This is a genomic window from Cypionkella sp. TWP1-2-1b2 (assembly GCF_049896245.1).
Lineage (GTDB): Bacteria > Pseudomonadota > Alphaproteobacteria > Rhodobacterales > Rhodobacteraceae > Cypionkella.
This window is the reverse complement of sequence record NZ_JAFCTX010000034.1, coordinates 1-24,674: the sequence shown is the minus strand read 5'-3', so window position 1 is coordinate 24,674 and position 24,674 is coordinate 1. Positions and strand designations below refer to the sequence as shown.

The following is a 24,674-nucleotide window of genomic DNA, read 5'->3' as shown; positions in this document are numbered from 1 at the left end:
ATGAAAGATTTGCACATCATCTCGGGCCAAACGGTCGCGCTGCCGAAAACGGCCTATCAGGCCCGTCATTTCATCAATGGCGTCGCGCAAGACAGTGTTGATGGCCGTAAATCCGACCGAATCTCACCTTCGCACGGCGTTGTGGTCAGCCAAGCCGCGCTGGGGTCTGAAGTTGAGGCCGAAGCCGCGATCACAGCCGCCCGCGCGGCCTTTGACGATGGCCGCTGGAGCCGCCTTTCGGGCAAGGCGCGCGCCACTGTGCTGAACAAGGTGGCAGATCTGATCGAGGTCAATGTCGAAAAGCTGGCACTGATCGAAACGTTGGAGAGCGGCAAGCCGATTTCTCAGGCACGCGGCGAATGTGGCGGGGCGGCGGACCTGTGGCGCTATGCAGCGTCCCTTGCCCGCACCAGCCACGGCGACAGCCATAACACGCTTGGGGCGGACATACTGGCAGTGGTACTGAAGGAGCCCATCGGCGTGGTGTCGATCATCACGCCGTGGAATTTCCCGTTCTGGATCCTCAGCCAGAAACTGCCCTTCGCGCTGGCCGCCGGATGCACCTGTGTCGTGAAACCGTCTGAGGTGACACCTTCGACCACCGCAATGCTGGCAGAGATGCTTGTTGAGGCTGGTCTGCCCGCCGGAGTTTGCAACATTGTTCTAGGCTATGGTAGCCCGGTTGGCAGCCTGATGACCGCCCACGCAGATGTCGACATGGTGACCTTCACCGGGTCAACCGCCGTCGGCAAGTTGATCACCAAAAGGGCTGGCGACACTCTGAAGAAAGTGGCGCTGGAACTGGGTGGCAAAAACCCGCAGGTGATCTTCCCGAATTGTGATCTTGAGGGTGCCGCCGATGCCGTGACCTTTGGCATCTATTTCAACGTCGGGCAGTGCTGCAACTCTTCCAGCCGGATCATCGTGCATGAAGACATTGCCGATGCTTTCGTGACCCGGGTGGTCGAGTTGTCGCGGCAGGTGGCATTTGGCAACCCTCTTCACCCTGACACGCAGGTCGGGGCGATTGTGACGCCCGAACATGCGACAAAGATCGACAGTTATGTCCGTGCTGCCGTCGCGGCCGGAGCCAAGGTTTGCATCGGCGGCCACAGCCTGACAATTCCGGGCCTTGGCGATCAGTTCTATCAGCCGACCGTGATGCGAGGGGTGACACCCGACATGGTGATTGCCCGTGAAGAGGTGTTCGGCCCGGTTCTGGTGGTGCTGACCTTCGGCACGCTTGAGGAAGCCATCCAGCTTACCAATGACGCAACCTATGGCCTGTCCGCCGGGATCTGGTGCGACGACATCTCGACTTGCCTTGAGTTCAGTCGCCGCGCTCAGGCGGGCACCGTCTGGACCAACACCTGGATGGACGGCTTTCCAGAGGTGGCCTTTGGCGGGGTCAAGCAATCCGGGCAGGGCCGCGAGATCGGCGCTTACGGTTTTGACGAGTTCCTTGAGGTGAAATCGCTTGTCATGCGGGTTGGCAGCACGCGCGCACCTTGGGTGAAAAAGGCCTGAAACCCTACAGGGAGACGGCAAAAACGAACGCAACAGGAGGAGACCTACATGCGTCACTATTTTGGAAGGAATACGGCACTTGTGGCAGTTTTGCTGGTGACGACCAGCATGGCGCAGGCTGAAGACGTTGAAGTTCTGCACTGGTGGACTTCGGGCGGTGAAGCCGCGGCGCTGAATGTTTTGAAGCAAGACCTTGCGGCCAAGAGCATTGGCTGGATCGATATGCCGGTTGCGGGCGGTGGCGGTGAAGCGGCAATGACCACGCTGCGCGCGCGCGTCACGGCAGGCGATGCACCGACAGCTGTGCAAATGCTGGGTTTTGACATTCAAGATTGGGCTATCGAAGGCAAGCTTGCCAACCTTGACACCGTTGCCGCCGAAGAGGGTTGGGATGCTGTGGTTCCTGCCGCCTTGCAGGCGTTCTCGAAATATGACGGTCATTGGGTTGCTGCGCCGGTGAACGTGCATTCCACAAACTGGGTCTGGGCCAACAAATCCATCCTTGATGGCCTTGGCATTGCGCAGCCTACCACTTGGGAAGAATTCGTCGCGGCAATGCAAAAGGTGAAAGACAGCGGCAAAACCGCTTTGGCGCATGGTGGCCAACCTTGGCAGGATGCCACGATGTTTGACGGCGTCGTCCTGTCTGTTGGCGGCGTCGAGTTCTACAAAAAAGCCTTCATTGATCTTGACCCGGCCGCACTCGGATCAGATCAAATGGTTGAAGTGTTCAACCGTATGGCGACGCTGCGCAGCTTTGCTGACGATAACTTCTCGGGCCGCGATTGGAACCTCGCCTCGGCAATGGTCATCAATAACGAGGCCGCATTTCAGATTATGGGCGATTGGGCAAAGGGCGAGTTCCTCAAGGCTGGCAAAGTGCCGGGCACAGATTTTCTTTGCTTCCGCGTTCCAGGCACGCAGGGCGACGTCAGCTTTAACTCTGACCAATTTGCGATGTTTGCACAGACTGACCCAGCCGCACAGGCCGCGCAGAGCGAAATGGCGCGTGCGATCATGTCACCCAGCTTTCAGTCAGCGTTTAACGTCGTCAAAGGCTCGGTTCCGGCCCGAACCGACGTTCCGAACGACGCCTTCGATGCTTGCGGCAAGCAAGGCATGGCGGAGCTTGCAGAAGCCTCGGCCAACGGCACGCTGGTGGGTTCGATCGCCCATGGCCACGCCAATAAAGCCGCTGTGAAGAATGCGATCTACGACGTTGTGACCGCGCATTTCAACGGTGAATACGATGCTGCGACCGCTGTGACCAATCTGGTCAGCGCTGTCGAAGCCGCGAAGTAAACTCTGTTTCGGAGGGGGGGATTCCTCCCTCTCCGACTGTTTCGCCCCGCCAAACCCCAGCGGGCAAACTTTCTAGACCCATAAAATGCCAGCCGCAGGCAGTGCGCGGTGAAGGAGGAGTGATGGCCCATCAAGCGCCCGGCGTGGATTTTCGTACACGCCTACAAGAGTGGATACCAAAGCTGGTGCTGTCGCCTTCGTTGGCTGCGATGCTGATCTTCGTCTATGGGTTCATCGTTTACACGATCTATCTCAGCTTTACTGATTCCAAGATGCTGCCCAGCTATGATCTGGTCGGCTTTGAGAATTACGCCAAGCTATGGAACTTGTCGGCTTGGTGGGTGGCGGTGGTCAACCTGATGATCTTCGCCTCGCTTTACATCACTATCTGCACCGCAATCGGCCTGACGCTGGCCATTCTTCTTGATCAGAAAATTCGCGGCGAAGGCATGCTGCGCCCGATCTATCTTTATCCGATGGCACTGTCGTTCATCGTGACCGGAACCGCGTGGAAGTGGATCATGGACCCCGGCATCGGCATCGAAAACTCGATGCACCTCTGGGGCTGGACCAGCTTTCAGTTCAACTGGATCAAGGACCGCGATATGGCGATCTACACCGTGGTCATCGCCGCCGTCTGGCAGACCTCGGGCTTTGTCATGGCGATGTTTCTGGCGGGCCTGCGCGGTATCGACAACGAGATCCTTAAGGCCGCCCAGATTGATGGCGCGTCGAACTTCAGCCTGTATCGCCGCATCGTTATTCCGATGCTGCGTCCTGCATTCCTGTCGGCCTTCGTCATCCTCGCGCACCTTGCAGTGAAATCTTATGACCTGATCATAGCGCTGACCGGGGGCGGTCCGGGGCGGGCCACCGAACTTCCCGCCACCTTCATGTATTCCTACACTTTCACTCGCAATTCGATGGGCATTGGTGCGGCCTCAGCGGTGATCATGCTTATGACGATTGCCGCCATCATGACCCCCTACCTTTACGCCGAACTGAAGGAAAAGTCGTGATGGCTGCTGTTGAACAAGATACTGCCGTCAGCACAGCGGGCATGAGCCGCGTCTTCATCTACGGTATCCTGCTGATCTTCATGCTGTTTTACCTGATGCCGCTGTTCGTCATGATCTCCAACTCGCTGAAACCGCTGGGCGAGATTACGGGGGGCAATATGATGTCCCTGCCCGACACCTGGACGCTGGAACCATGGCGGCAGGCTTGGTCGGCCGCCCAAATCGGGGTGGAGCCTACGGGACTGAAGCCTTACTTTCTGAACTCGATCCTCATGGTAGTGCCTGCGGTTGTCATCTCGACCATTCTTGGCGCGCTGAACGGCTATGTGCTGACCAAATGGAGCTTTCGGGGCGACAAGATCGTCTTCGGGCTGCTGCTGTTTTCCTGCTTCATCCCATTCCAGATCGTGCTGATCCCGATGGCGACCGTTCTGGGCAAACTTGGGCTGGCGGGGTCGATCCCCGGACTGGTTCTGGTGCATGTGGTGTATGGCATCGGCTTTTCGACGCTTTACTTCCGCAACTACTATGCGTCCTTCCCGACGGAACTGGTCCGGGCTGCGATGATCGACGGCGCCGGTTTTTTCCGCATCTTCTGGCGGATCATGCTGCCTGTGTCAGGCCCGATTATCGTGGTGACCGTGATCTGGCAGTTTACCAACATCTGGAATGACTTCTTGTTCGGAGCCTCTTTCGGTGGGCAAAGCCAGCCGATGACAGTGGCGCTGAACAACCTTGTGCAATCCTCGACTGGGGTAAAGGAATACAACGTCCACTTTGCCGGCGCGATCCTGGCCGCGCTGCCGACACTGATCGTCTACATCGTCGCGGGCCGTTTTTTCGTGCGCGGGCTGATGGCGGGCTCGGTGAAAGGATAGTTCAGGAGAACGCCGGGCGGCGGTAACCACCCGGCGTTCAAGTTCAACCCATGCCCAACCTTGCAACGGAACTCGGGCGAACATCATGAAGGAATACCGAAATGCGATATTTGTCCATAACCGCGCTGCTGCTTGCCACAGCAAGCCCGGCTTTTGCCGAACCTTCGGTGGAAGTCATGCACTTCTGGACCTCGGGCGGCGAAGCGACGGCTTTGGGGGCTGTTCGTGACAAGGTTGTTGCAGACGGAGTGACCTGGACGGACGCGCCCGTGGCCGGTGGCGGCGGTGATGCGGCCAAGACCGCGTTGCAGGCTCGCATCGCCAGTGGCAACCCACCGGCCGCCATGCTGATGCTGGGCCAGAACATCATTGACTGGGCCAATGAAGGTTTGCTGGGCAACGTGGACGCTTTGGCTGCCGCGCAGGGTTGGGATGCGGCGTTGCCGCAGGCCGTCAAGGAGTTCACCAAGGTCGGCGGCCACTATGTCAGCGTGCCCACGAACGTCCACCGCACCGATATGATCTGGGCCAGCAAGGCCGCCTTCGACAAGATCGGCGCAGCTTATCCGACCACTTGGGAAGAACTGAACGCACTGGCGCCGAAGTTTGTCGAGGCCGGGATCATCCCGCTGGCCCACGGCGGGCAGGCTTGGCAAGAGGCCTACATGTTCGAGGCCGTCGCGGCAGGTGTCGGCGGGGCCGATTTCTATCGCAAAGCGCTGATTGATCTCGACGACGCTACCCTGCGCGGCCCCGAAATGATGGCTGTTTTCGAGCAGATCGTGGCACTGCGTGGCATGGTTGACCCGAATTTCCCGGGTCGTGACTGGAACCTTGCCAGTGCTATGGTCATCAACGACGAAGCCGCCATGCAGATCATGGGGGACTGGGCCAAAGGCGAGTTTACCAATGCAGGCAAACTGCCGGGCACCGATTACGCGTGCATCCCGGTGCCAAAGGCCAAGGGCGACGTGTTTGTCTATCTCGTAAACTCGCTGTCCTTGTTCACGCAGACCGATCCAGATCTGATCAAAGGCCAGGAAGTGCTGGCGAGCGCCATCATGGACCCGGCCGTACAGATCGCCTTCAATCAGGCCAAAGGTGCCATTCCCGCCCGCACCGACATTGATCTTTCCGCAATGGACGCCTGCGCGCAGGAAACCTCGGCGGCACTCGCGGCAAATGATGCGGGCGGCACGGCTGTTCCTACCTTTGCCGGCACGCATGCTGCAAATGCCGCCGTGGTGGGCGCCGCGACCGATGCAATCACCGAGTTCTTCAACTCGGACATGACCGCAGTTGAAGGTGCGACGGCTTTGGCTGACGCAATCGCAGCCACCAAGTAAATACTGGCCGCGCGCGCAACTTGTTTGATCGCGCGGCCAAATACCCGAAACCCCGATGACCGGAGCAGACCAATGGGCTTTCTTGAAATCCGCAACGCCACCAAATCCTATGGAAACGTCAAAGTCCTGCATCAGGTCAATATCACGGTTGAAGAAGGCGAGTTTCTGGTGCTGGTCGGCCCATCTGGCTGTGGGAAATCAACGCTTTTGAACATGATAGCCGGGCTGGAAGGAATTTCCAGCGGTGAAATCGCGATCAAGGGGCGCGTGGTGAACGGGGTGCACCCGTCCAAGCGCAACATCGCGATGGTGTTCCAAAGCTATGCGCTTTACCCCAACATGACTGTCGGCCAGAACATGACCTTCGGTCTGGAAATGCACGGCGTGCCCAAGGTCGAGCGCGAAAAGGCGCTGCGCGATGTGGGCAAGCTGTTGCAAATCGAAAACCTGCTGGATCGCAAACCGGGCCAGCTTTCCGGCGGGCAGCGCCAGCGCGTGGCCATGGGCCGTGCATTGGTGCGCAACCCGGATGTGTTCCTGTTTGACGAACCGTTGTCGAACCTTGACGCCAAGCTGCGCGTAGACATGCGCACCGAAATCAAGAAGCTGCATGAGAAGCTGAAAACCACCATCGTCTATGTGACCCATGACCAGATCGAAGCGATGACCATGTCAACGCGGATTGCCGTAATGTATCAAGGCTATGTCCAGCAACTTGGCACACCAAAGGAAATCTATGACACCCCCGCCAACGTCTATGTGGCGACCTTCATGGGCAGCCCGGCGATGAATGTCATCCCTGCAAAGGTGGTGGTGAAGGACGGTGTTCCCCACGCCCAGATCAAGGACGCCAAAGGGGACGGGCAAGTCTTGAAGTTCAGCCAGCCCAATCTTGCCGAGTGGGAGGGCCACGACATTCTGCTGGGCATCCGTCCGGAATCGATCACTGATCCGGACGGCGCGGACCGCAATTCGAAAAACATTGTGCCGCTGCGCAATCTGGTTGGCATCACCGAACCTGCGGGCGCCGATACCTTTGTGGCTATGGAACTGGACGGCCGCGACATCATCGCGCGGATGCGTGCGGACGCCAATGTTGTGTCGGGGTGCGAGTTTGACTTTGCGATCAACATGGAAAAAGCCGTCGCTTTCGACCCAAAAACCGAAGAACGCATCAAGCCATGACGACCCCGGACGTCATCATCATCGGTTCGGGCATCGGAGGTGCCACGATGGCCGCAGCCCTTGCTCCGACCGGTAAGCGGAGCTTGATCCTTGAACGGGGCGAGCATCTGATGCCCTCGGCGCAGGACCGCAGCGACAAGGCGATTTTCGCCGATGGCTATTTCCGGCCATCGGAGGAATGGCTGGATGGCGAGGGCAAGTCCTTTAACCCCGGCAACTATTACTACGTCGGCGGCAATTCGAAGTTCTACGGCGCGGTCCTGATCCGCTATCGGCGCGAGGATTTCGCGCCCTTGGCCCATATGGGCGGTACAACGCCAGGCTGGCCGATAACTTACGACGATCTGGAACCGTCTTATGGTCAGGCCGAGAAAATGTACTCGGTGCGCGCCCAAGTCGGGCAAGACCCGACCGAGCCCACACATTCCACCTGCTATTCGCACCCTCCCGTGCCAGACGAGCCTCCGATTGCCGCCCTTCGCAGGCGTTTGACCAAGGTGGGACTTCACCCATCGTCCCTGCCGCTGGGGGTCGATCTGTCCCAATGGCTGGCTCGCGCCCGCACCCCGTGGGATGCCTTCCCCGACACGACCGGCGGCAAGATGGATGCCGAAACCGCGGCACTGAAATCGGCGTTGAAGCACGAGAATGTGCAGCTTCGCACCAAGGCGATGGTCACGTATCTGCAAACCGGAGGCGACGGCAAGATCACTGGCGTTGAACTTGCCTCGGGCGAGGTTCTGACAGCCCCCATCGTAGCTCTGGCGGCAGGGGCCATTCGAACCGCCGCGCTGCTTTTGGCTTCGGCCAATGCCGATCATCCGCACGGGCTGGCCAACAGCTCGGATCAGGTCGGGCGGAATTTCATGAACCACAACTGCTCAGCCGTGCTGGCGCTGCATCCGTTGTGGAAGAATGACAGCGTCTATCAAAAGACCCTGATGGTGAATGATTACTACCTTACCGGTGGCCCCAAGGGCGAGCCTTTGGGCAATGTCCAGCTTCTGGGCAAGATTTCAGGCACCATACTGCGCGCATCGACCACGATGCCGCGCTTTGTTGCCAATTGGATCGCCCGCCATCCCGTTGATCTTTACGCGATGTCGGAAGACCTGCCTAACCCCAAAAGCCGCGTCACATTGAAAAACGGGCAGGTTGTGCTGGATTGGAAACGTTCAAACTGGGAAGCGCATCTGGCGTTGGTGGCCAAGCTGAAAGTCAAACTTCGTCAGGCAGGCTATCCGGTGGTCCTGTCGCGCCCGTTTGATCGGCGCACCCCGTCGCATCAATGCGGCACGGCGCGGATGGGGAGGAACGCGAAAACCAGCGTTGTCGATACCTTCTGCCGTTCCCATGACCACTCGAACCTGTTCATCACCGATGCCTCGGTTCTGCCGACTTCAGCGGCGGTCAACCCGGCGCTGACCGTCGCGGCTTTGGCGATCCGGGCGGCCCATCACATTGCACAGACAAAGCTCGCCCAAAGCGCGAGGCAGGAGGGCCAGATGGCCAAAGGTTACGACTTTATCATCATCGGCGGCGGCTCGGCCGGTTCGGTCTTGGCCGGACGGCTGTCGGAAGACCCCACAGCGCAGGTGCTGCTGTTGGAAGCGGGTGGTAGCGACCGCCACCCCTTCTATCACCTGCCCGCAGGCTTTGCGAAAATGACCAAGGGCATCGGGTCTTGGGGCTGGAATACCGTTCCGCAGAAGCACATGCAGAACAAGGTGTTCCGCTATACCCAAGCCAAGGTGATCGGTGGTGGCTCAGCGATCAATGCGCAGGTCTACACGCGCGGCAATGCGCAGGATTATGACGATTGGAGACAAATGGGCTGCACCGGCTGGGGTTATGACGACGTATTGCCCTATTTCCGCAAGGCTGAAGACAATGAGACCTATGACAACACGTACCACGGCAAGGGCGGCCCGCTGGGCGTCAGCGAACCGCGTGCGCCCCTGCCAATTTGCGAGGCCTATTTTGAGGCCGCAGCAGAGCTGGGGATTCCACGCAACATGGATATCAACGGCGAAAAGCAGGACGGGGTTTGCTATTACCAGCTTAATCAACGCCACGCGCGTCGGTCTTCTGCGGCGATGGCCTATGTTGCGCCGAACCGGCACCGCAAGAATCTGGCCGTGCGCCTCGGTGCGCAGGTACGGCGGCTGGTGGTCGAAGCCGGGCGTGCGACGGCAGTTGATCTGATGGACGGGAGCCGATTGACTGCAACGTCCGAGGTAATTCTGGCATCCGGCGCCGTTGGGTCACCGCGGCTGTTGCAACTGTCGGGGATCGGTCCAGCAGATCATCTGACCAAGTTGGGGATAAAGGTTATTCTGGATCAACCGCAGATTGGCGCGAATTTGCAAGACCATCTCGACTTGTATTGCATCACCGAACTTTCCGGCCCCTACAGCTATGACCGCTATGCCAAACCACACTGGGCGGCGCTTGCCGGGCTGCAATACCTGTTTGGGCGCAGGGGGCCAGTGGCCTCGTCCTTGTTTGAAACGGGGGGCTTTTGGTATGCTGACCCCGATGCCCGCTCGCCCGATATCCAGTTTCATCTTGGGCTTGGCACCGGGATCGAACATGGCGTGGTGTCGATGCCGCAGGGGGGGATCACGCTCAATTCCTGCTATTTGCGCCCAAGGTCACGCGGATCGGTGCGGTTGCAAAGCGCCGATCCGGCAAAAGCGCCGCTGATCGACCCCAACTATCTGCAAGACCCGATTGACCGCGAAATGACCATCCGGGGTTAAAACTGACGCAACAGATACTGGCCCAGTCGCCGCTGAAAAAGTACATCTTGGCCGAGCGGTTGCCGGGTCCTGATGTCCGCACGGACGAGGACTATTTCAACTTTATCTGTCAGCATTCCAAGACCTCCCATCATTGCGCAGGAACGTGCCGAATGGGCGCAGATGCGGCGGCAGTGGTGGACCCGCAGTTGCGCTTCAACGGGATCGCCGGGCTGCGCATCGTTGACAACTCCATCATGCCATCCGTCATTTCTTCAAACACCAACGCCGCAGCAATCATGATCGGGGAAAAAGCCGCCGACATGATCAAGATCGACAACAAGATTATCTCTGAATGATCCGTCACATCGTCCTCATCTGCTTTCAACGCACCGTCTCCGAGGCTATGATTGCCGATCTGTTTGCCGAATTGCATCGGATCAAAGGCAAAGTCCCCGGCTTGCTGGCGATCACCGCAGGCAAAAGCGAAAGCCCCGAGCAGATGGAGCGCGGCTATATGCACGGATTCATTGCCGATTTCAAAGATTGGGACACACTTCAAGCCTATCAGGACCATCCCGAACATCAAGTGCTTGGGGCCAAGTTGACAGCGGCGGCGGTGGGAGGCAAGGAGGGGATCTTGTGCTTTGATTTGTCAGTGACGGGCACAGAAATCTAAGCCATGAGCAGATTGTGGCCTGATCAAAGCTACAAAACTCTGGCGTGTTCTTGGTTTAGGCGGCAAAAGTTTCTGCAAGCAATGCGATGGGTTTGGACCAAATGAACACCAACCGCCGACCGACCATTATCGACGTGGCAAAGCATGCCGGAATATCGAAATCGACGGTCAGCCTCGTGCTGCAAAACAGCCCTTCTGTGCGCGAGGAAACGAGGGTGCTTGTGCGTAAGGCAATGGCCGAAATCGGCTATGTCTACAACCGCGCCGCCGCCAACATGCGGATGTCGAATGCCGGGCTGATTGGCCTTGTGATCAACGATCTGCGCAACCCGTTCTTCACCGAATTCGCCACGTCCTTGCAAATGGCAATGGCCGAACGTGGCTACTCAACCGTCATCGCCAACACCGACGAAAGCCCTGAGTTGCAAGATCAGGTCGTCGGCTCCATGATTGAACATGGCGTGTCGGCGCTCATCATCTGCCCGGCGTATGGCGAGACACGCGCGACCTTTGACGCCATCGCGCGCGGCGGTATTCCCACCATGCAGATGCTGCGCCGGGTGGATGAGAGGCTGGACCTTTTCCCCCTGATTGCGCCCGACTACCTGACAGGCAGCCGGGACGCGACACGGCATCTGATCGCTGCAGGCGCACGCCGCATCGCCTTTGTCGGCGGGCTTGATGGCCGCGCCGTAACCGAAGAACGCAAGGCGGGATACCTTGAGGTTCTGGCGCAAGAGGGGTTGGAGCCGATCATCATGACTGGCAAGGCCAGTCGCGCGTTTGGCCGCAACGCCGCCCGCCAGCTATTCGCCGACCGCGCAGGCGTGGATGCTGCCGTGTGTTTCAATGACCTTGTGGCTTTGGGGATGCTTTCGGGCTGCCACGAGGTCGGATGGCGCGTCGGGACGGATTTTCTGATTATGGGCTTTGACGACATCGAAGAGGTTGCGCAGGCCTATCCGTCCCTTTCCTCGGTGCGATGCGATATTGCAGGGATCGGAGTGCAAGCCGCAATGACAGTTGTGGATTGGCTGGAAAACCGCAACGCTCCCCCGCCCGAAACGCGCACTACGGTCAGCCTTTCCATTCGCCAATCGAGCGGACGCGGTTCCGGGAGTTTGCCATAAACATTTTCGATCAGGCCGCCATTGGCGTGGTGTCTGTAATCGCACTTGATGACGCGCGCCACGCGCTGCCTCTGGCCGATGCGCTTGCCGACGGTGATCTGAGGATGGTCGAAGTGACCTTCCATACCGCTGCCGCTATCGAAACCATCTGCCAGATCGCGGAACATCGCCCCAAAATGCACGTCGGTGCAGGGAGGGTACTAAACAAGACCCAAGCCGACGCAGCCAAAGCCACAGGCGCGATGTTCGCCCTTCAACCTGGACTTGACCGCGCGGTCCTGGACTCTGTGTCGCAAATCGGCCTGCCGTTTGCGCAGGGAATCATGACGCCTTCGGATCTTCAAATCGCCCTGCGCGCCAGTTGCAAACTGGTAAAGTTCTTCGCGGCCATGGCCGGAGGCGGGCTTACCATACTGAAAAACATCGCCAGATCCTATTTGCACACCCGCATCGGGTCAACCCGACAGGCGGAGTGACACGGGATAATCTTTTCGACTGGCTGGGCTATGCGCCGGTTCGTGCGGTAGGTGGCACATGGATTGCCACCAGCGCCGATATTGCGGTGGAAGACTGGGACGTCATCCGCCGCAATGCCGCCGAGGCAGCTGGCCGGGTTCGCGAGCTGCGTGGCGGTTGAACCGCATCAGGTTAAGGATGGGACAAAAGCCTTCTGCAGACGCGCGCCAAAATTCCGGATCACCTCGCCAGAAAATTTCTGCCCGAAGGTGACAGCAACTTCCGGCGTCTGGCCGAGCAAACGGGCCGCGAGATATCCCGCATTGAACCCGTCACCTGCCCCAGTGGTATCGCGGATGCCTTGAACCTTCGGAGTCGGCACAGTCTCGATCTGACAGTCTGACAAGACCGAAACCGGCCCTGCCCCATCCTTTACCGCAATTTCGGCAACGCCAGCGGATACAAAGCGCGCAATCGTCGCCTTTGATGTCGCATCTCCCCAGACTGCCGCTTCGTCGTCAAAGCTGGGCAGAGCAATATCGGTCAGCGCCAGCACCTGCGAAATGGTCTGCCGCGCTTCGTCCATCGAGGACCACAGCCGGGGTCGAATGTTCGGGTCGAACGAAACCCGCGCCCCACTTTCCCTTGCCTCGGCCAGCGCGGCAAACAGCGTTTCGCGGTCAGCAGGAGACAGGATCGCCAACGTGATGCCCGACAAATGGATCAGCCCCGCACCAGCAAAAGCCTGCGCCAGAGCACCTGCGTCCGCGGCCAAACCACGCGCCGCAGAACTGTCGCGCCAATACTGAAAGCTGCGCTCTACCCCGTTCAGCTCGATCAGATAAAGCCCCATGATGCGCATCGGATCGCGCCCGATCACCGACACGTCTAAGCCATCCGCCGTTAGTTCGGCAACAAAAGCATCGGAAATCCGGTCCTGCCCAACCCGGGTGGCAAAGCCCACCTTAGCGCACCCCTGCAAGGCCTGCGCCATGTGCCATGCGGTGTTGAAGGTGTCACCAGCAAATCCGCGTCGATAGTGTCCCTCGCCGACCGGAGCCAGCTCTACCATTGCTTCGCCCACAGCGACCGTGTTCAGGCTCTTGAAATCAAGCATCGCGCACCTGCCTGTGGTCCAGACCAAATACCGCTCCGGTCAGCCATGCCGGCCAATCGCGTTCGAAAAAAGGCTTGGCGGACACGTCAAAGCTGCGATTGGGCCGAGAGGAAAGCTGCAATTCGCCATCCACCAGCCGCACCAGAATCTGCTCATATTGATTTTGCTCACGTTCTTTTCGGAAACGCACATCGTGCAAGGGACCAGATTTGGCCATCGGAGTAGCCTCGCCTGCCGGATCACAAATCGCCCGCGCGCCGCGACTGCCGCCGCCTTGACCAATGTAGTGATGCAAAGCTGCAAGAACCGCCTCTGACGCCAGGGCCATTTGCTGCCATTGCAGAACCCGCGCGATCTCACCGCCGCGCATGAAGGAAATGCCGTCGGTGCGGATCGTTTGATTCAGCATTGTAGCCGCCTTCAGGGCGCTGGCAACATCTTGCGGCGTGCACAGAATAGCTGCGTGATCGCTCATCCGGGCCTGAACCTCGTCCTTTATGGCGCGCAGGGTCAACGAACTGTCCGCACGAAGCACCCGTTTAATCTCGCCTACCGCGTGAGAGAGTTGTGTGTCGATGTGGCCCTCCGGCGCAGTCTGCGCCAGCCCCCTTGCCGCGATGTGTTCCGCAACACGGGTTCCCAACACCTGCCCCGCGTTCAGCGCCGCCCCACCTGGCCGCGTCACACCATGGGTCCCCGCCGCCTCGCCAATGGCATAAAGCCCGGGCAGATTGCTGCGTCCCCATGTATCAACTGCGATCCCGCCATTCATGTGTTGGTTGTTGACGGCGAATTCCAGCGGATCGCGGCGGATATCAACTTTGTACCGCAAGTACAGTTCGATCGAGAGCGGGTTCATTTGGCGCAGCCGGTCAATCGGCAGGCCCTGCTTCGCACCCGCCTTTCCCAGATAGGCCGCAACGTCCGCGTCAAGCCGGTCAAGGCTGAAGGGCAGATCGCCGGGCACGGGCAGAGGATTGCGGTTGAAATCCATGAACACCCGCCGCCCCGCCTGATTTTCACGGGTTACGCCTAAGTCAACAATGCTGGAGCCAAAGTCCAGCATCCGGGTGGCATGGAACGGCCATTGATAGCCCTTGCGGAAGATGTTCGAGGCAAGTTCCTGCGTGGTCCGGTAATAATCGGCCAGAAAGTTGTGCTCGGCGCCCTGATTATCCACTGAATAGATATAGGGCATAGCCTGCACATAGGTGCCCGACAAGTTCCACGGAAAGCCTTCACGCCGGGTGCCGAAGCCAAATTGGCTTTCGGTCAGGTTGACCAGATCGACACCGGCTTCCAGCGCCAAACCCAATGACCCGAAACAGCCATTTGGAAACACTGAATCGCGGTACAACTCACCCGGCCCGCCCGCCGCAATGACCAACGCCTTACAACGAAACAGCGTCAGCCCATACGGATTGTCTGGTGTCTGCGCCTTTGGCCGCACTGCAAGGATACCGGCAGCCGTGCGCTGATAGCCTTGCCCCTCGACCAATATGCGCACCCCAGTCGTCTGATTGAAGAAAGGAATACCCAACCGGATCGCCTCGCTTGCCAGCACCTTGACCATCAGCCGAGATGTGCGCGGCCCGCAACTGGTGGCGCGGCCGACATCGTCATGGTCGGTCTGATAACGCAGCGTGCCGCCAAAGTCGTCCTGCGGCAGAGGCAGTCCAAGGAATTGCGGCGACGCCATCGCCCGCACCGAACCTACTGCCTCGACATACGCGCTGTCTTCGTCCATCGCGCCGCCCGCCCGGATCGCTCGGGCCATCTCGTTGAAATTGTCGCCCCGATCCGACGTGTTCGCGGTATGCAGCGTCTGTTTGTCCGACCCCGAGCAGGCCGATGTGCCGCCCCATGCGCTTTGGCTGATCACCACCACATCCGTGCCGCGCCGCTTCAACTCGACCGCAGCCCGCAACCCGGCGGCACCGCTGCCCATCACTACAGTGCCACAAGCATGAATCGGCACGCTGTGGCCCTGCATCGCCGCAACTGTTTCGATCTCTGGCTCAGGCTCCAAGCGGGGCATGTCTACATCCGTCAGCGCATTCAGGATGTCTTGCGAAATGGTGTCTGCCACGGCGGTATGCTCCATCACTGGCGTCAGGCGATTGAAACCCACCGCCCAAGGCGGGAAGATTCCATGCAGGCGTCAACAATCTGGCAGATGTGATGCCCAGCCTCAAAGGTCGGCCACATCTGCTGGCCCGTAGTGATCGAGCGGATCACTTCTGCCGCCTCGATGATCTTGCTTTCGTTGTAGCCAAGCGCAAAATTCGGCAGCGGCAGGAAGGCGCGGAAGGTTTCTCTCTCGGGGCCCACATCAATTTCGCGGAACCCACGGCGGCCATTTGCGTCTTCATTGGTGTAAAACCGCAGGCGGTTAACCTCGTCATATGTGTAGGATAGGCTGCCCTTGGTGCCGTAGACCTCATAAGTCTGCATGAATTTGCGGCCCGTCGCCATACGGCTAAAATCGACCAACCCGCGCGCACCATTGGCGAATTTACACAAGATATTTGTGCCATCAGGATTGGTCACATCCGACCACTGCTCGTTGCCCGAAAGCCGGGCCTGCTCGCCATAGCCAAGGCCCGAAACCACCGGGCGCCGAGGCGTAACGATAAAGGTGTCGGCGATCAATTCGCTAACCCGGCCTACAAGAAAATCCATAAAACTGAACACATGCGTGCCAGTGTCGCCTATGATGCCAGTGGGGGCCAGCTTGCCATCCGCGCGCCACATGAACGGGGCTAGCGGATCACCATAAACGTCGACATGCTGGCAGGCCTTGAACATCTTGATTTCGCCGATCTCACCCGCGACAATGATCTCGCGGGCCAAATCATGCACCGGATTGCGCGGAAAGGCATGCCCGACCCGCGTGATCAGGCCTTTCGATTTCGCGATATCGGCAAGCTCACGGGCTTGCGTGGCCGTTTCGGCCAACGGCTTTTCGCAATACACGTGTTTGCCCGCCAAAAGAGCAGCCTTTGCCACTTCATAGTGCAGGCTGTCAGGCAGGCAGATGTCGATCAGCTCAACTTCGGGGTCCTGAACAGCCTCACGCCACGACTGCAAAATCTTTGCCCCCGGCGCGCGAAAGCCCAACTCGGCTGCGGCCTTGGGATTTTCCTCAACCAAGGCAACGACCGATGCTGTACCGCCAGCGGTGCCCATGAAATGCGGAAAGGTCTGATAGGCCATGGTATGAACCTTGCCCATCCAGCCCGACGCCCCCAAAATTGCAACCCTGACTTCAGCCACTTCGCTTCCTCCAAATTGAAATGTGCCCCAAGGGATACGCTTCCCCCCGTCCTAAAGTTAGGTTGATAAGTGTATATGGAACGTTCCATTTTTACTGTAACGTTCCAAACTTGTCAATGATTGAATCCCATCCGCATTCAGCTGCCGTCACGCTTTGCGTAGCGAATGCTACTTAGCCGGGTGAATACCTGACGACGAAGTGATACGGGCCGAGCTTGCCGGATGACTTCGAGCGGCAGCCTGACTCCGTCGGACGAGTTCATTTTCCACTTAAACCGCGCGCCACGCAAACCGCACAAGCCGGTCCCGTTCAAACACGCTGGCGAAACCATCGGCGGCGGTGAGCTGTGTGGGCCATCGCCGCCGCGTTGCACGACTAGCTTGGCGCGACGCACCAAGCCATGAAGGCGGCGATGCGCTGGACAGGGGCGAGCGAACCCATCGTGAAATACTGGCTTTCCGGGGAACGGGGGCCGCGCGGCTGTCCGACCAACGGCACAGATGTGCTGGTTGTCCCGAGCGCCACCTGGTGTTGCAAAACCTCGGACACGAGGTCTCATCCTAACAGGAATTCTGACATTCAGTGACCGGAGTTGATAGCGCTTGCCATGGCGCAGCACACCCGCAAACAACTCAGAAACACATCGCAAATAGCCTACTTTTGCTCCGTCTAAGTGGCAGGGTTTTAATCCGCCGTTGACAAAGGGCGACAACCACAGACTCTTTGTGAAGGCTATTGTCGCCGTCACACCCGACAGAACCTTGGGCGACCGCATTGCGGTGTCCTGGGGGCGCTGAGAACCGGCGGTCGGGATGGTGATCTGGCTTGCAACCTCCCACCTTTTTGAGCTGCATCGAGCTGCCCAATGCCATGGTCGGCTGTTTATGACCAGCCCGCAACTTAAGCTTATCAAGTTTTACTTCCGCGCCATGCGTCACTTCCGCGCCATTTCCCTCCAGCTAGCTGGATGCTGCGGTGACCGACCCGATGGTCCGTGCCGTCTTCGGAGGGATTCACTGTATCAGAGAGCCACCGTCATGTGCTCTGCGCTGAAACTGCTCAAGAGCGAACGAAAGCGACAGGGCAAGTTCACTCTACGCGCTGAAGATCGTCGCCACATAACCAAGATTTTGGGCGCTCACGAACCGATATTCCCACTTTCTGCAGGTTTGGCAGAAGTTACATCGCACGGGCCACAAAACACTTGTTCAAAATATGAAATCAGGCGGCCTCGCGATCAAACGGCACGCAACTTGCGAAATGTCGGATAAGGTTATTTCGGATTGATCGGGGCGCTGCAACTTGGCAACCGCCGCGGGGCAACAGCGTTGCGCGATGTAAAGCCGCGCTTCACGGTGATTTCCCTATTAGTTTTGAGTTATAAGATTTGGGTGGGCCTTCCGGCCCACCCAAGTTGCGCGTTTACATCGGCGGCAGGATCACGGCGTCGATCACATGGATCACGCCATTGGTGGCCTTGATGTCGGCAGTAGAAATCACCGCGCCATTCACCTTGGCACCGCCTTCGAGGGTGATGATCAATTCAGCGCCATTCACCGTCTTGGCCTTCATACCCTCGGTGAGATCGGTGGACATCACAGCACCCGGCACGACGTGATAGGTCAGGATTGCGATCAGCTTGTCCTTGTTCTCAAGCTTCAGCAGGTCCTCCACAGTGCCGGCCGGCAGCGCGGCAAAGGCCGCATCGGTGGGCGCAAACACAGTGAACGGGCCGGGGCCTTTCAGGGTCTCAACCAGACCCGCTGCTTGAACTGCTGCCACCAGCGTCGTGAAGTTTCCCGCGCCGACTGCGGTGTCAACAATGTCCATTTCGCCTGCAAATGCAGGTACTGACATCAACGAAACGGCGGCGGTCACAGCAAGGAATGTTCTACGGATCATTTGGTTCTCTCCATTGGTTATCTGCTGAATTAACATCAATGATACGCAGTCTGGAGTCTTGCTGGATCATGCGTTTGTCCTTGGCTCACGGTTTCGTGACCAACGCGAAAAGGCGTGATCAGCGCAGACGTGGCATGGCCGAAGCCGCGCTGTTAATCTTGGAAGCCTGACGCAAGGGCTTAATCCGGCGTTTTTGGCGTCAAGCCAAACGTCACTTCGGGAAAGTCGGCTTGAATGAGGTCAATTTCAACACTTTCACCGTCGTGACGTAAGGCAACTGCGGCCCCGCCGCGACCGTCGCCGTTCAAGCCTTAAATGCTTTCATACCGGCAAGATGCTCGCGCACTGAGGTCCAGTTGATGCCGGGGTATCTTGCATTGTCCAACGTTACCAGTTGAACGTCGCCACGAATTGGTCACGCATGCATTGCATACCCTGCGAGGCGGGAAATGGTAAATCAGCCTGAGGTGCAACACACTTGACCAGCCCGATCATTGCGCCAAGCATTGCCAAACTGCCGACCCAAAGCAGGCGATAGCGCTGCCCTGACACCTTGCTAAGGGTGGCTGCCAAGCTTCGGACACTGACGCTGTTACCCGCTATCCTCGGAGAGCGCGGTGTGGCGGGATCAAATTCTGCCGCAGCCGTATAATCCGCCACATTGTTCTTGCTTGTGAAATCCAGAAACTGCTCCGCGTCGTGCCAATACAGTACCCTAGTGCGGTTGCCATTACCTTGAGATCAGCCGGATCAACAGCAAAGATCTATGCCGCAAGCTCCGTCAGGGTTGCGCCGTCCGCGGCAGTCATTCTTGGCCGCACGATTGCGCGCACCTTGGCCTTCCGTTTGATCAACGCTTGACGATGCGTCCGCCAAGATCCCCTCCTGCTCCAGCGATTGCAATGATTTGTGGTTCGTTCAAGACCATAGCGAAAACTCTGGAGAATGCTGTCTGACCCCAAACAGTAGCAGTTGAGGAGCCTGACCTACTGCATCACACGACGCAGGTCTGAGCACAACGCTTGGCCAAAGACTGCAAGGTGATCCAAACATGCTACTCAAGCGTATTGAGCTTATGTGATTTCAGATTTCGAAGAATGGCGGGAAACCGTACGAGGAATGGCTTGCAATCGTGTGAATTGAACCTGTTTCAGTGTCTGGGAAAGGCCTACAGCAATGATTGCAAGCATTAAACGTTCGGCTGCGCATGTTTGGAACATCTTTTTTGATTACGAAGTCAGTCGAATTCGAAACATTCCTAGCGTGGCCGTTCGCTACTATGTCCTTCAGTCGCTTGGTTTGATGTGGGCTGGAGCTTTTTCAATCGCAATCGCAAGCGACACCGTTCTGGCCATAAACGTGTTGGGGCATACGGTATTGAGTGCTGCAGCAGCGATTACTGTTGCCACCCTGACTGCTGCCGCGAAGACAACGCAGGTTTTCATCCGACGTTCCGGTCGGCACGAAGACGACAACCATGATTAAGAATATTACGAGTTTGAGTACAGATGGCAAGGCGCGAGTTCAGGTGGCAAGGCCCACATCAGGTCGCCTTTTTGATGCAGACCGTACGGGAGTTGGAAGTCAGATAAATATTTATCCTGCCTACAAAAAATTGGCTCGGAGTTCAACCTGTAGGCTAGATGCGCCCAATTCGTTGTTATGCGCGAAACAACGGAGGCGTATTCATGACCAGCAAAGCTCTGAGACCGGCAAAGTTATGATTTGGGGTGACACAGGCGGTGTTGGATTTGCTTCTGCGCGGATTTTGGCAAGTTCCGGTTTTGATCTTCATCTGGTCGCGCGCGATGCCAGCAAGTTGGCGGCTTTGGCCGACAAACTGGCGGACAGCACCAGTCGGGCCGATGTCCAGAATGACACCGCCTTCGCGCGGGTCAGCGCCGAGGCTGGCGCGAGCCTGGCGGGGCTGGTCAATGCAGTGGGCAGCATCAATCTGCGTCCGCTTGCGCAGTTAATGACCGCAGTTTTTGTCCGCAATTTCAGGGTGAACGCGATTGTTGCTGCGCTGACGGTACAAGCGGTGCTGGCCGAGTTGAAAGCAGCACCGCAAATTGCCTCGGTCGTATTGTTTTCTTCGGTGGCGGTCGCACAAGATTTTGCCGCGCATGCCTCGGTGTCGATGGCGAAAGGGACTGTCAAGGGATTGACCCGTGCGCTGCCCGCCGAAGCCACCCCGAAGATCCGTATCAATTCCATTGCGCCATCGCTGACCGATACGCCTTTGGCGGCGATGTTGCCAGGCAATCCACAGATATCGGCCTCGATCGCGCAGTCGCACGCCTTGCCGCGCCTTGGCAAACCAAAAGATATTGCGGCCCTTGCGGTGTTCCTGATTTCCTATCCGGCCGACTGGATGTCTGGTCAGGTGATCGCAGTGGGTTGCGGCTGTTCGTGCCTGCGCACAAGGGCTGAAAGAGGCCAGCCAACATGGTAAAGATGCGCAAGAAGGCCGATTTGCCGCGTAAAACCTGCGCATTTTGCGGGTTTGATTTTGTTTGGCGCAAGAAATGGGCGCGCGATTGGGATAGCGTGAAGTATTGCTCTGACCGCTGCCGATCCGGCATATCCACCCTCCCGCCTTGCCGCGAAAGCCAGAAATGACCCGGCATCTGCGGTTCATCCTTGGCGACCAGTTGACGCGCGGCCTGTCAGCCCTGCGCGACATTGACCCCACGCAGGATATCGTCCTGATGATCGAGGCTTCGGCAGAAGCGCGCAACGTGCCGCATCACAAGCAGAAAATCGCCTTCGTGCTGTCCGCCATGCGCCATTTCGCCGAAAGCCTGCGGGCCGAGGGTCTGCGGGTCGATTATGTCCGGATGGACGACCCCGACAACCAGCAGGACCTCGGTGCCGAACTGGCCAAAGCCGTGCTGCGCCATCGCCCCGCCTCCATCGTCGCAACAGAGCCAAGCGAATGGCGCGTCTGGCAGATGATGCAAGCCTGGCACGCAGGCGCACCGCTGGACATCCGCGAGGATGACCGCTTCTTTTGCTCACGCGCCGACTTTGCGGCCCTTGCCAAGGCCCGAAAGACAGGCCGGATGGAGTTCTTCTACCGCGAGATGCGTCGACGCACCGGTCATTTGATGCGCGATGATGGGCCAGAGGGCGGGCAATGGAACTTTGACCCCGAAAACCGCAAAGCCCTGCCGCGCGGCCAGCGCCCGCCGCCGCGCCGCCGCTTCTCCCCCGATACCATTACCCGCGACGTGCTGACTTTGGTGGCGGCCCGCTTTGGCAATCACTTCGGCGATCTGGAACCCTTTGGCTGGGCCGTAACCCGTGACGATGCCTTGCAGGCGCTGGATCATTTCATCACCGACTGCCTGCCAACCTTTGGCGACTATCAGGACGCAATGAAGGCGGGCGAGGATTTTCTGTATCATAGCCTGATCTCGCCCTACCTGAATGTCGGCCTTCTGACCGCAAGTGAGGTCTGCGCCCGTGCTGAGATGGCCTACCAGTCCGGCGACGCGCCGATCAACGCGGTAGAGGGGTTCATCCGCCAGATCCTGGGCTGGCGTGAATTCGTGCGGGGCATCTACTGGACGGAAATGCCCGACTACGCGCTATCCAACCACCTGAACGCCACCCGCGACCTGCCCATGTTGTATTGGACCGGCGACACACCGATGCGCTGCATGGCTGAATGTATCGGCACCACGCGCCGCCACGCCTACGCCCACCACATCCAGCGCCTGATGGTGACGGGCAATTTCGCGCTACTGGCCGGTGTGGCCCCGGCGCAGATCGAGGAATGGTATCTAGCCGTTTATGCCGATGCGTTTGAATGGGTCGAATTGCCCAATGTGCACGGTATGGTGATGCATGCCGATGGCGGGCGGCTGGGGTCGAAACCCTATGCCGCTTCAGGCGCATATATCGACCGGATGTCGGATTACTGCAAAATCTGTGCCTATGATCCCAAAGTCAAACTTGGACCAAAGGCCTGCCCGTTCAATTACTTGTACTGGAACTTCCTGATCGAGAACGCCGCCACACTGCGGCCCAACCCCCGCATGTCGCTGCCTTATGTGACCCTCTCCAAAATGCCCGCCGAACAGCGGGCCGACATCACACGTTCTGCCGCACAGTTTTTATCAGGGCTTGAGCCACCCAAGGAAACGACACAGTCGCAGTTGAATTTGCCATGGTGATGGAGCCAAAGCGGGCCGCTTCTGTACCAACAGGCCGGACATCGCGGCTGTTTCACATGGGCAGCGTGGTCGCTGGTATTGCAGGCGGCGTTGTGGCAGGCGGCATGCGGCAGTTGGTAACAGGCCAGCGCCCCGGTCTGTCAGATCTTTTACTGACGCCATCCAACGCGCTACGGTTGACCGAAGGGCTGTCGCACATGCGCGGGGCCGCGCTGAAGCTGGGTCAGATGCTGTCGATGGATACGGGCCTTGTCCTGTCGCCGCAATTGACCCAAATCCTCGCCAGCCTGCGCGATGATGCAAAACACATGCCGCCCAAACAGTTGCAAGGCGTGTTGAATGCCGAATGGGGGGCGAATTGGCTAAAACAGTTTCGGCGCTTCGATGTGCGACCCTTTGCCGCCGCCTCGATCGGGCAGGTGCACAGGGCCGTGACGCTGGATGGCACTGACCTTGCGATCAAGGTTCAGTATCCCGGTGTGCGGGCCAGCATCGACAGCGATGTGGACAACATAGCCGCGCTGATGCGTCTGCCCGGCTTGTTGCCGCGCGGGATGGATCTGTCGCCGCTGTTGACCGAAGCCAAGCGCCAGTTGCACGCCGAGGCCGACTATCTGGCCGAGGCGCAGCATCTGGCAAAGTTTGGCTCCCTGCTGGCCGGGTCTGACAGGTTTGTTTTGCCTGAACTGCACACGGCACTTTGTACTCCGCAGGTTCTGGCGATGAGTTATGTCGAAAGCACCCCACTGGACAGTCTGCTTGACGCGCCTCAGGCGCTGCGCGACCAGGTTGTCGCCGCGCTGATCGACCTTGTTCTGCGCGAGTTGTTCATGTTCGGCGCGATGCAGACCGACCCCAACCTTGCCAACTACCGCTATGACTGCAGCACAGGCCGCGTCGTGTTGCTGGATTTCGGCGCAGTCCAGCCCATCGCTCCACACCTGGCTGCCGATTTCCGCTCTCTTGCTCAGGTGGCGCTGGACGGTGGCGCGGCGGAGACACGGGACGCGATGCTGCGCATTGGTTATTTCGGCCCGGCCACAGCGCCGCACCATCAGACTTTGATTCAGTCCATGTTTGATGTCGCCATGGCACCGCTGCGGCAGGATGCCCCGTTCGATTTCGGCCGCAGCGATCTGCTGGAACGCCTGCGCGACATGGGCCTTGCCATCGGCAATGACCGCGAGCTTACCCACGTGCCGCCCGCCGCCACGCTGTTTTTGCATCGCAAGATTGGCGGCATGTATCTGTTGGCGGCAAAACTGCGGGCACGCGTGGCTCTGCGCCCGATGGTTGAGGCGTATTCTCGCGACACACTCACGCTGTGTTGAAATCTCGGTGGCGCGCATCATCTGTAAGGCGAATTTTTATGAGATGCATCAGATGACAGACTGGATTGCTAGCCGCGCCGAGGGCGAGAAAATTCTGGCAGCTTTCACGCCCCGTATGGGGCGGCGCTATGCCAATGGCCGCAATACCGATCGTGGTCCCAGCGCGCACAAGGCAGTGTCAGTGCTGTCGCCCTATGTCCGGCGCAGGCTGGTGCTGGAGTCCGATGCCGTGGCGGCGGCACTTGCCGCCCACGGGCCCGAGGATGCCGAGAAATTCGTACAAGAGGTGATCTGGCGCGGCTACTTCAAGGGCTGGCTGGAACGTCGCCCACAGGTCTGGGACAGTTACCGTACCGGGCTGGGCGCAGATCTCGCCGATCTTGACCGAGACCGCCGCCTGCGCCGCGATGTGGACCGGGCTATGAACGGGCAGACCGGCTTGGAATGTTTCGATGCATGGGCCACGGAACTGGCGGACACCGGCTAGCGATTGCGATCAAAGCTGATCAGACATGTGGGTGAGACGCGCTTGCTCAGCTCGATGAAGCCGTCAAAGGCGACTGGCAACGGCATCAGCGCTGCCTGCTCTTCGGCCCAGACATC

20 protein-coding genes and 1 pseudogene are annotated in these 24,674 nt (G+C 58.8%); 17 read left to right on the top strand and 4 right to left on the bottom strand.

Annotated elements, in window-relative coordinates; translation table 11 throughout:
- The 11 genes and pseudogenes from ACP7AP_RS18615 (at position 1) to ACP7AP_RS18565 (ending at position 12,444) form a co-directional block, all read left to right on the top strand.
- A complete protein-coding gene (locus ACP7AP_RS18615; protein ID WP_426036526.1) occupies positions 1 to 1,527 on the top strand; it encodes an aldehyde dehydrogenase family protein in 1,527 nt (508 codons plus the stop codon).
- A 48-nt stretch (positions 1,528 to 1,575) separates the two neighbouring features.
- Entirely contained in the window at positions 1,576 to 2,829 is a 1,254-nt protein-coding gene (locus tag ACP7AP_RS18610; protein ID WP_426036524.1) for an ABC transporter substrate-binding protein, read from the top strand.
- Between the two features lie 122 nt (positions 2,830 to 2,951).
- Positions 2,952 to 3,848 (top strand): carbohydrate ABC transporter permease, encoded by an 897-nt coding sequence (locus tag ACP7AP_RS18605; RefSeq protein WP_426036522.1) that lies wholly within the window; start codon positions 2,952 to 2,954, stop codon positions 3,846 to 3,848.
- The gene (locus tag ACP7AP_RS18600; protein WP_426036520.1) at positions 3,848 to 4,726 is read left to right on the top strand and encodes a carbohydrate ABC transporter permease; all 879 of its coding nucleotides are present in this window, start codon (positions 3,848 to 3,850) and stop codon (positions 4,724 to 4,726) included. Before ACP7AP_RS18605 ends, ACP7AP_RS18600 begins: the two co-directional genes overlap by 1 nt.
- Positions 4,727 to 4,827: 101 nt before the next feature.
- A complete protein-coding gene (locus ACP7AP_RS18595; RefSeq protein WP_426036518.1) occupies positions 4,828 to 6,072 on the top strand; it encodes an ABC transporter substrate-binding protein in 1,245 nt (414 codons plus the stop codon).
- A gap of 72 nt (positions 6,073 to 6,144) precedes the next feature.
- On the top strand, positions 6,145 to 7,257 hold the full coding sequence (locus ACP7AP_RS18590; protein WP_426036516.1) for an ABC transporter ATP-binding protein: 1,113 nt from the start codon (positions 6,145 to 6,147) through the stop codon (positions 7,255 to 7,257).
- Positions 7,254 to 10,357: pseudogene (locus ACP7AP_RS18585) on the top strand (GMC oxidoreductase). The gene ACP7AP_RS18590 and the pseudogene ACP7AP_RS18585 overlap by 4 nt, the downstream one beginning before the upstream one ends.
- A complete protein-coding gene (locus ACP7AP_RS18580) occupies positions 10,354 to 10,677 on the top strand; it encodes a Dabb family protein (protein WP_426036514.1) in 324 nt (107 codons plus the stop codon). Before ACP7AP_RS18585 ends, ACP7AP_RS18580 begins: the two are co-directional and overlap by 4 nt.
- Before the next feature lie 101 nt (positions 10,678 to 10,778).
- A complete protein-coding gene (locus ACP7AP_RS18575) occupies positions 10,779 to 11,807 on the top strand; it encodes a LacI family DNA-binding transcriptional regulator (protein WP_426036512.1) in 1,029 nt (342 codons plus the stop codon).
- Positions 11,808 to 11,833: 26 nt separating this feature from the next.
- Entirely contained in the window at positions 11,834 to 12,283 is a 450-nt protein-coding gene (locus ACP7AP_RS18570) for a hypothetical protein (protein WP_426036569.1), read from the top strand.
- Entirely contained in the window at positions 12,280 to 12,444 is a 165-nt protein-coding gene (locus ACP7AP_RS18565; protein WP_426036510.1) for a hypothetical protein, read from the top strand. Before ACP7AP_RS18570 ends, ACP7AP_RS18565 begins: the two co-directional genes overlap by 4 nt.
- 6 nt (positions 12,445 to 12,450) lie before the next feature.
- Here ACP7AP_RS18565 and ACP7AP_RS18560 read toward each other — a convergent pair whose 3' ends face one another.
- From ACP7AP_RS18560 to ACP7AP_RS18545, 4 genes are all read right to left on the bottom strand, one after another.
- Positions 12,451 to 13,380: a sugar kinase gene (locus ACP7AP_RS18560; protein ID WP_426036508.1), complete on the bottom strand. Its 930-nt coding sequence runs from the start codon at positions 13,378 to 13,380 to the stop codon at positions 12,451 to 12,453.
- Entirely contained in the window at positions 13,373 to 15,469 is a 2,097-nt protein-coding gene (locus ACP7AP_RS18555; protein WP_426036506.1) for an FAD-binding protein, read from the bottom strand. Before ACP7AP_RS18555 ends, ACP7AP_RS18560 begins: the two co-directional genes overlap by 8 nt.
- A 23-nt stretch (positions 15,470 to 15,492) precedes the next feature.
- On the bottom strand, positions 15,493 to 16,656 hold the full coding sequence (locus ACP7AP_RS18550) for a Gfo/Idh/MocA family protein (RefSeq protein WP_426036504.1): 1,164 nt from the start codon (positions 16,654 to 16,656) through the stop codon (positions 15,493 to 15,495).
- Between the two features lie 1,423 nt (positions 16,657 to 18,079).
- Complete coding sequence (locus tag ACP7AP_RS18545) at positions 18,080 to 18,559, bottom strand: fasciclin domain-containing protein (protein ID WP_426036502.1); 480 nt, start codon at positions 18,557 to 18,559, stop codon at positions 18,080 to 18,082.
- A gap of 1,176 nt (positions 18,560 to 19,735) precedes the next feature.
- Here ACP7AP_RS18545 and ACP7AP_RS18540 point away from each other — a divergent pair.
- From ACP7AP_RS18540 to ACP7AP_RS18515, 6 genes are read left to right on the top strand one after another with little or no spacing between them, the layout of a single operon-like run.
- The gene (locus ACP7AP_RS18540) at positions 19,736 to 20,044 is read left to right on the top strand and encodes a hypothetical protein (RefSeq protein WP_426036500.1); all 309 of its coding nucleotides are present in this window, start codon (positions 19,736 to 19,738) and stop codon (positions 20,042 to 20,044) included.
- Positions 20,037 to 21,014: an SDR family NAD(P)-dependent oxidoreductase gene (locus ACP7AP_RS18535; protein ID WP_426036498.1), complete on the top strand. Its 978-nt coding sequence runs from the start codon at positions 20,037 to 20,039 to the stop codon at positions 21,012 to 21,014. Before ACP7AP_RS18540 ends, ACP7AP_RS18535 begins: the two co-directional genes overlap by 8 nt.
- Positions 21,008 to 21,181, top strand: coding sequence for a DUF2256 domain-containing protein (locus ACP7AP_RS18530; RefSeq protein ID WP_426036496.1), 174 nt, complete (start codon positions 21,008 to 21,010; stop codon positions 21,179 to 21,181). The genes ACP7AP_RS18535 and ACP7AP_RS18530 overlap by 7 nt, the downstream gene beginning before the upstream one ends.
- Complete coding sequence (locus ACP7AP_RS18525; RefSeq protein ID WP_426036494.1) at positions 21,178 to 22,740, top strand: cryptochrome/photolyase family protein; 1,563 nt, start codon at positions 21,178 to 21,180, stop codon at positions 22,738 to 22,740. The genes ACP7AP_RS18530 and ACP7AP_RS18525 overlap by 4 nt, the downstream gene beginning before the upstream one ends.
- Before the next feature lie 56 nt (positions 22,741 to 22,796).
- Positions 22,797 to 24,071, top strand: coding sequence for an ABC1 kinase family protein (locus ACP7AP_RS18520; protein ID WP_426036492.1), 1,275 nt, complete (start codon positions 22,797 to 22,799; stop codon positions 24,069 to 24,071).
- A 52-nt stretch (positions 24,072 to 24,123) separates the two neighbouring features.
- Complete coding sequence (locus ACP7AP_RS18515; RefSeq protein ID WP_426036490.1) at positions 24,124 to 24,558, top strand: hypothetical protein; 435 nt, start codon at positions 24,124 to 24,126, stop codon at positions 24,556 to 24,558.
- Positions 24,559 to 24,674 lie beyond the last annotated feature (116 nt).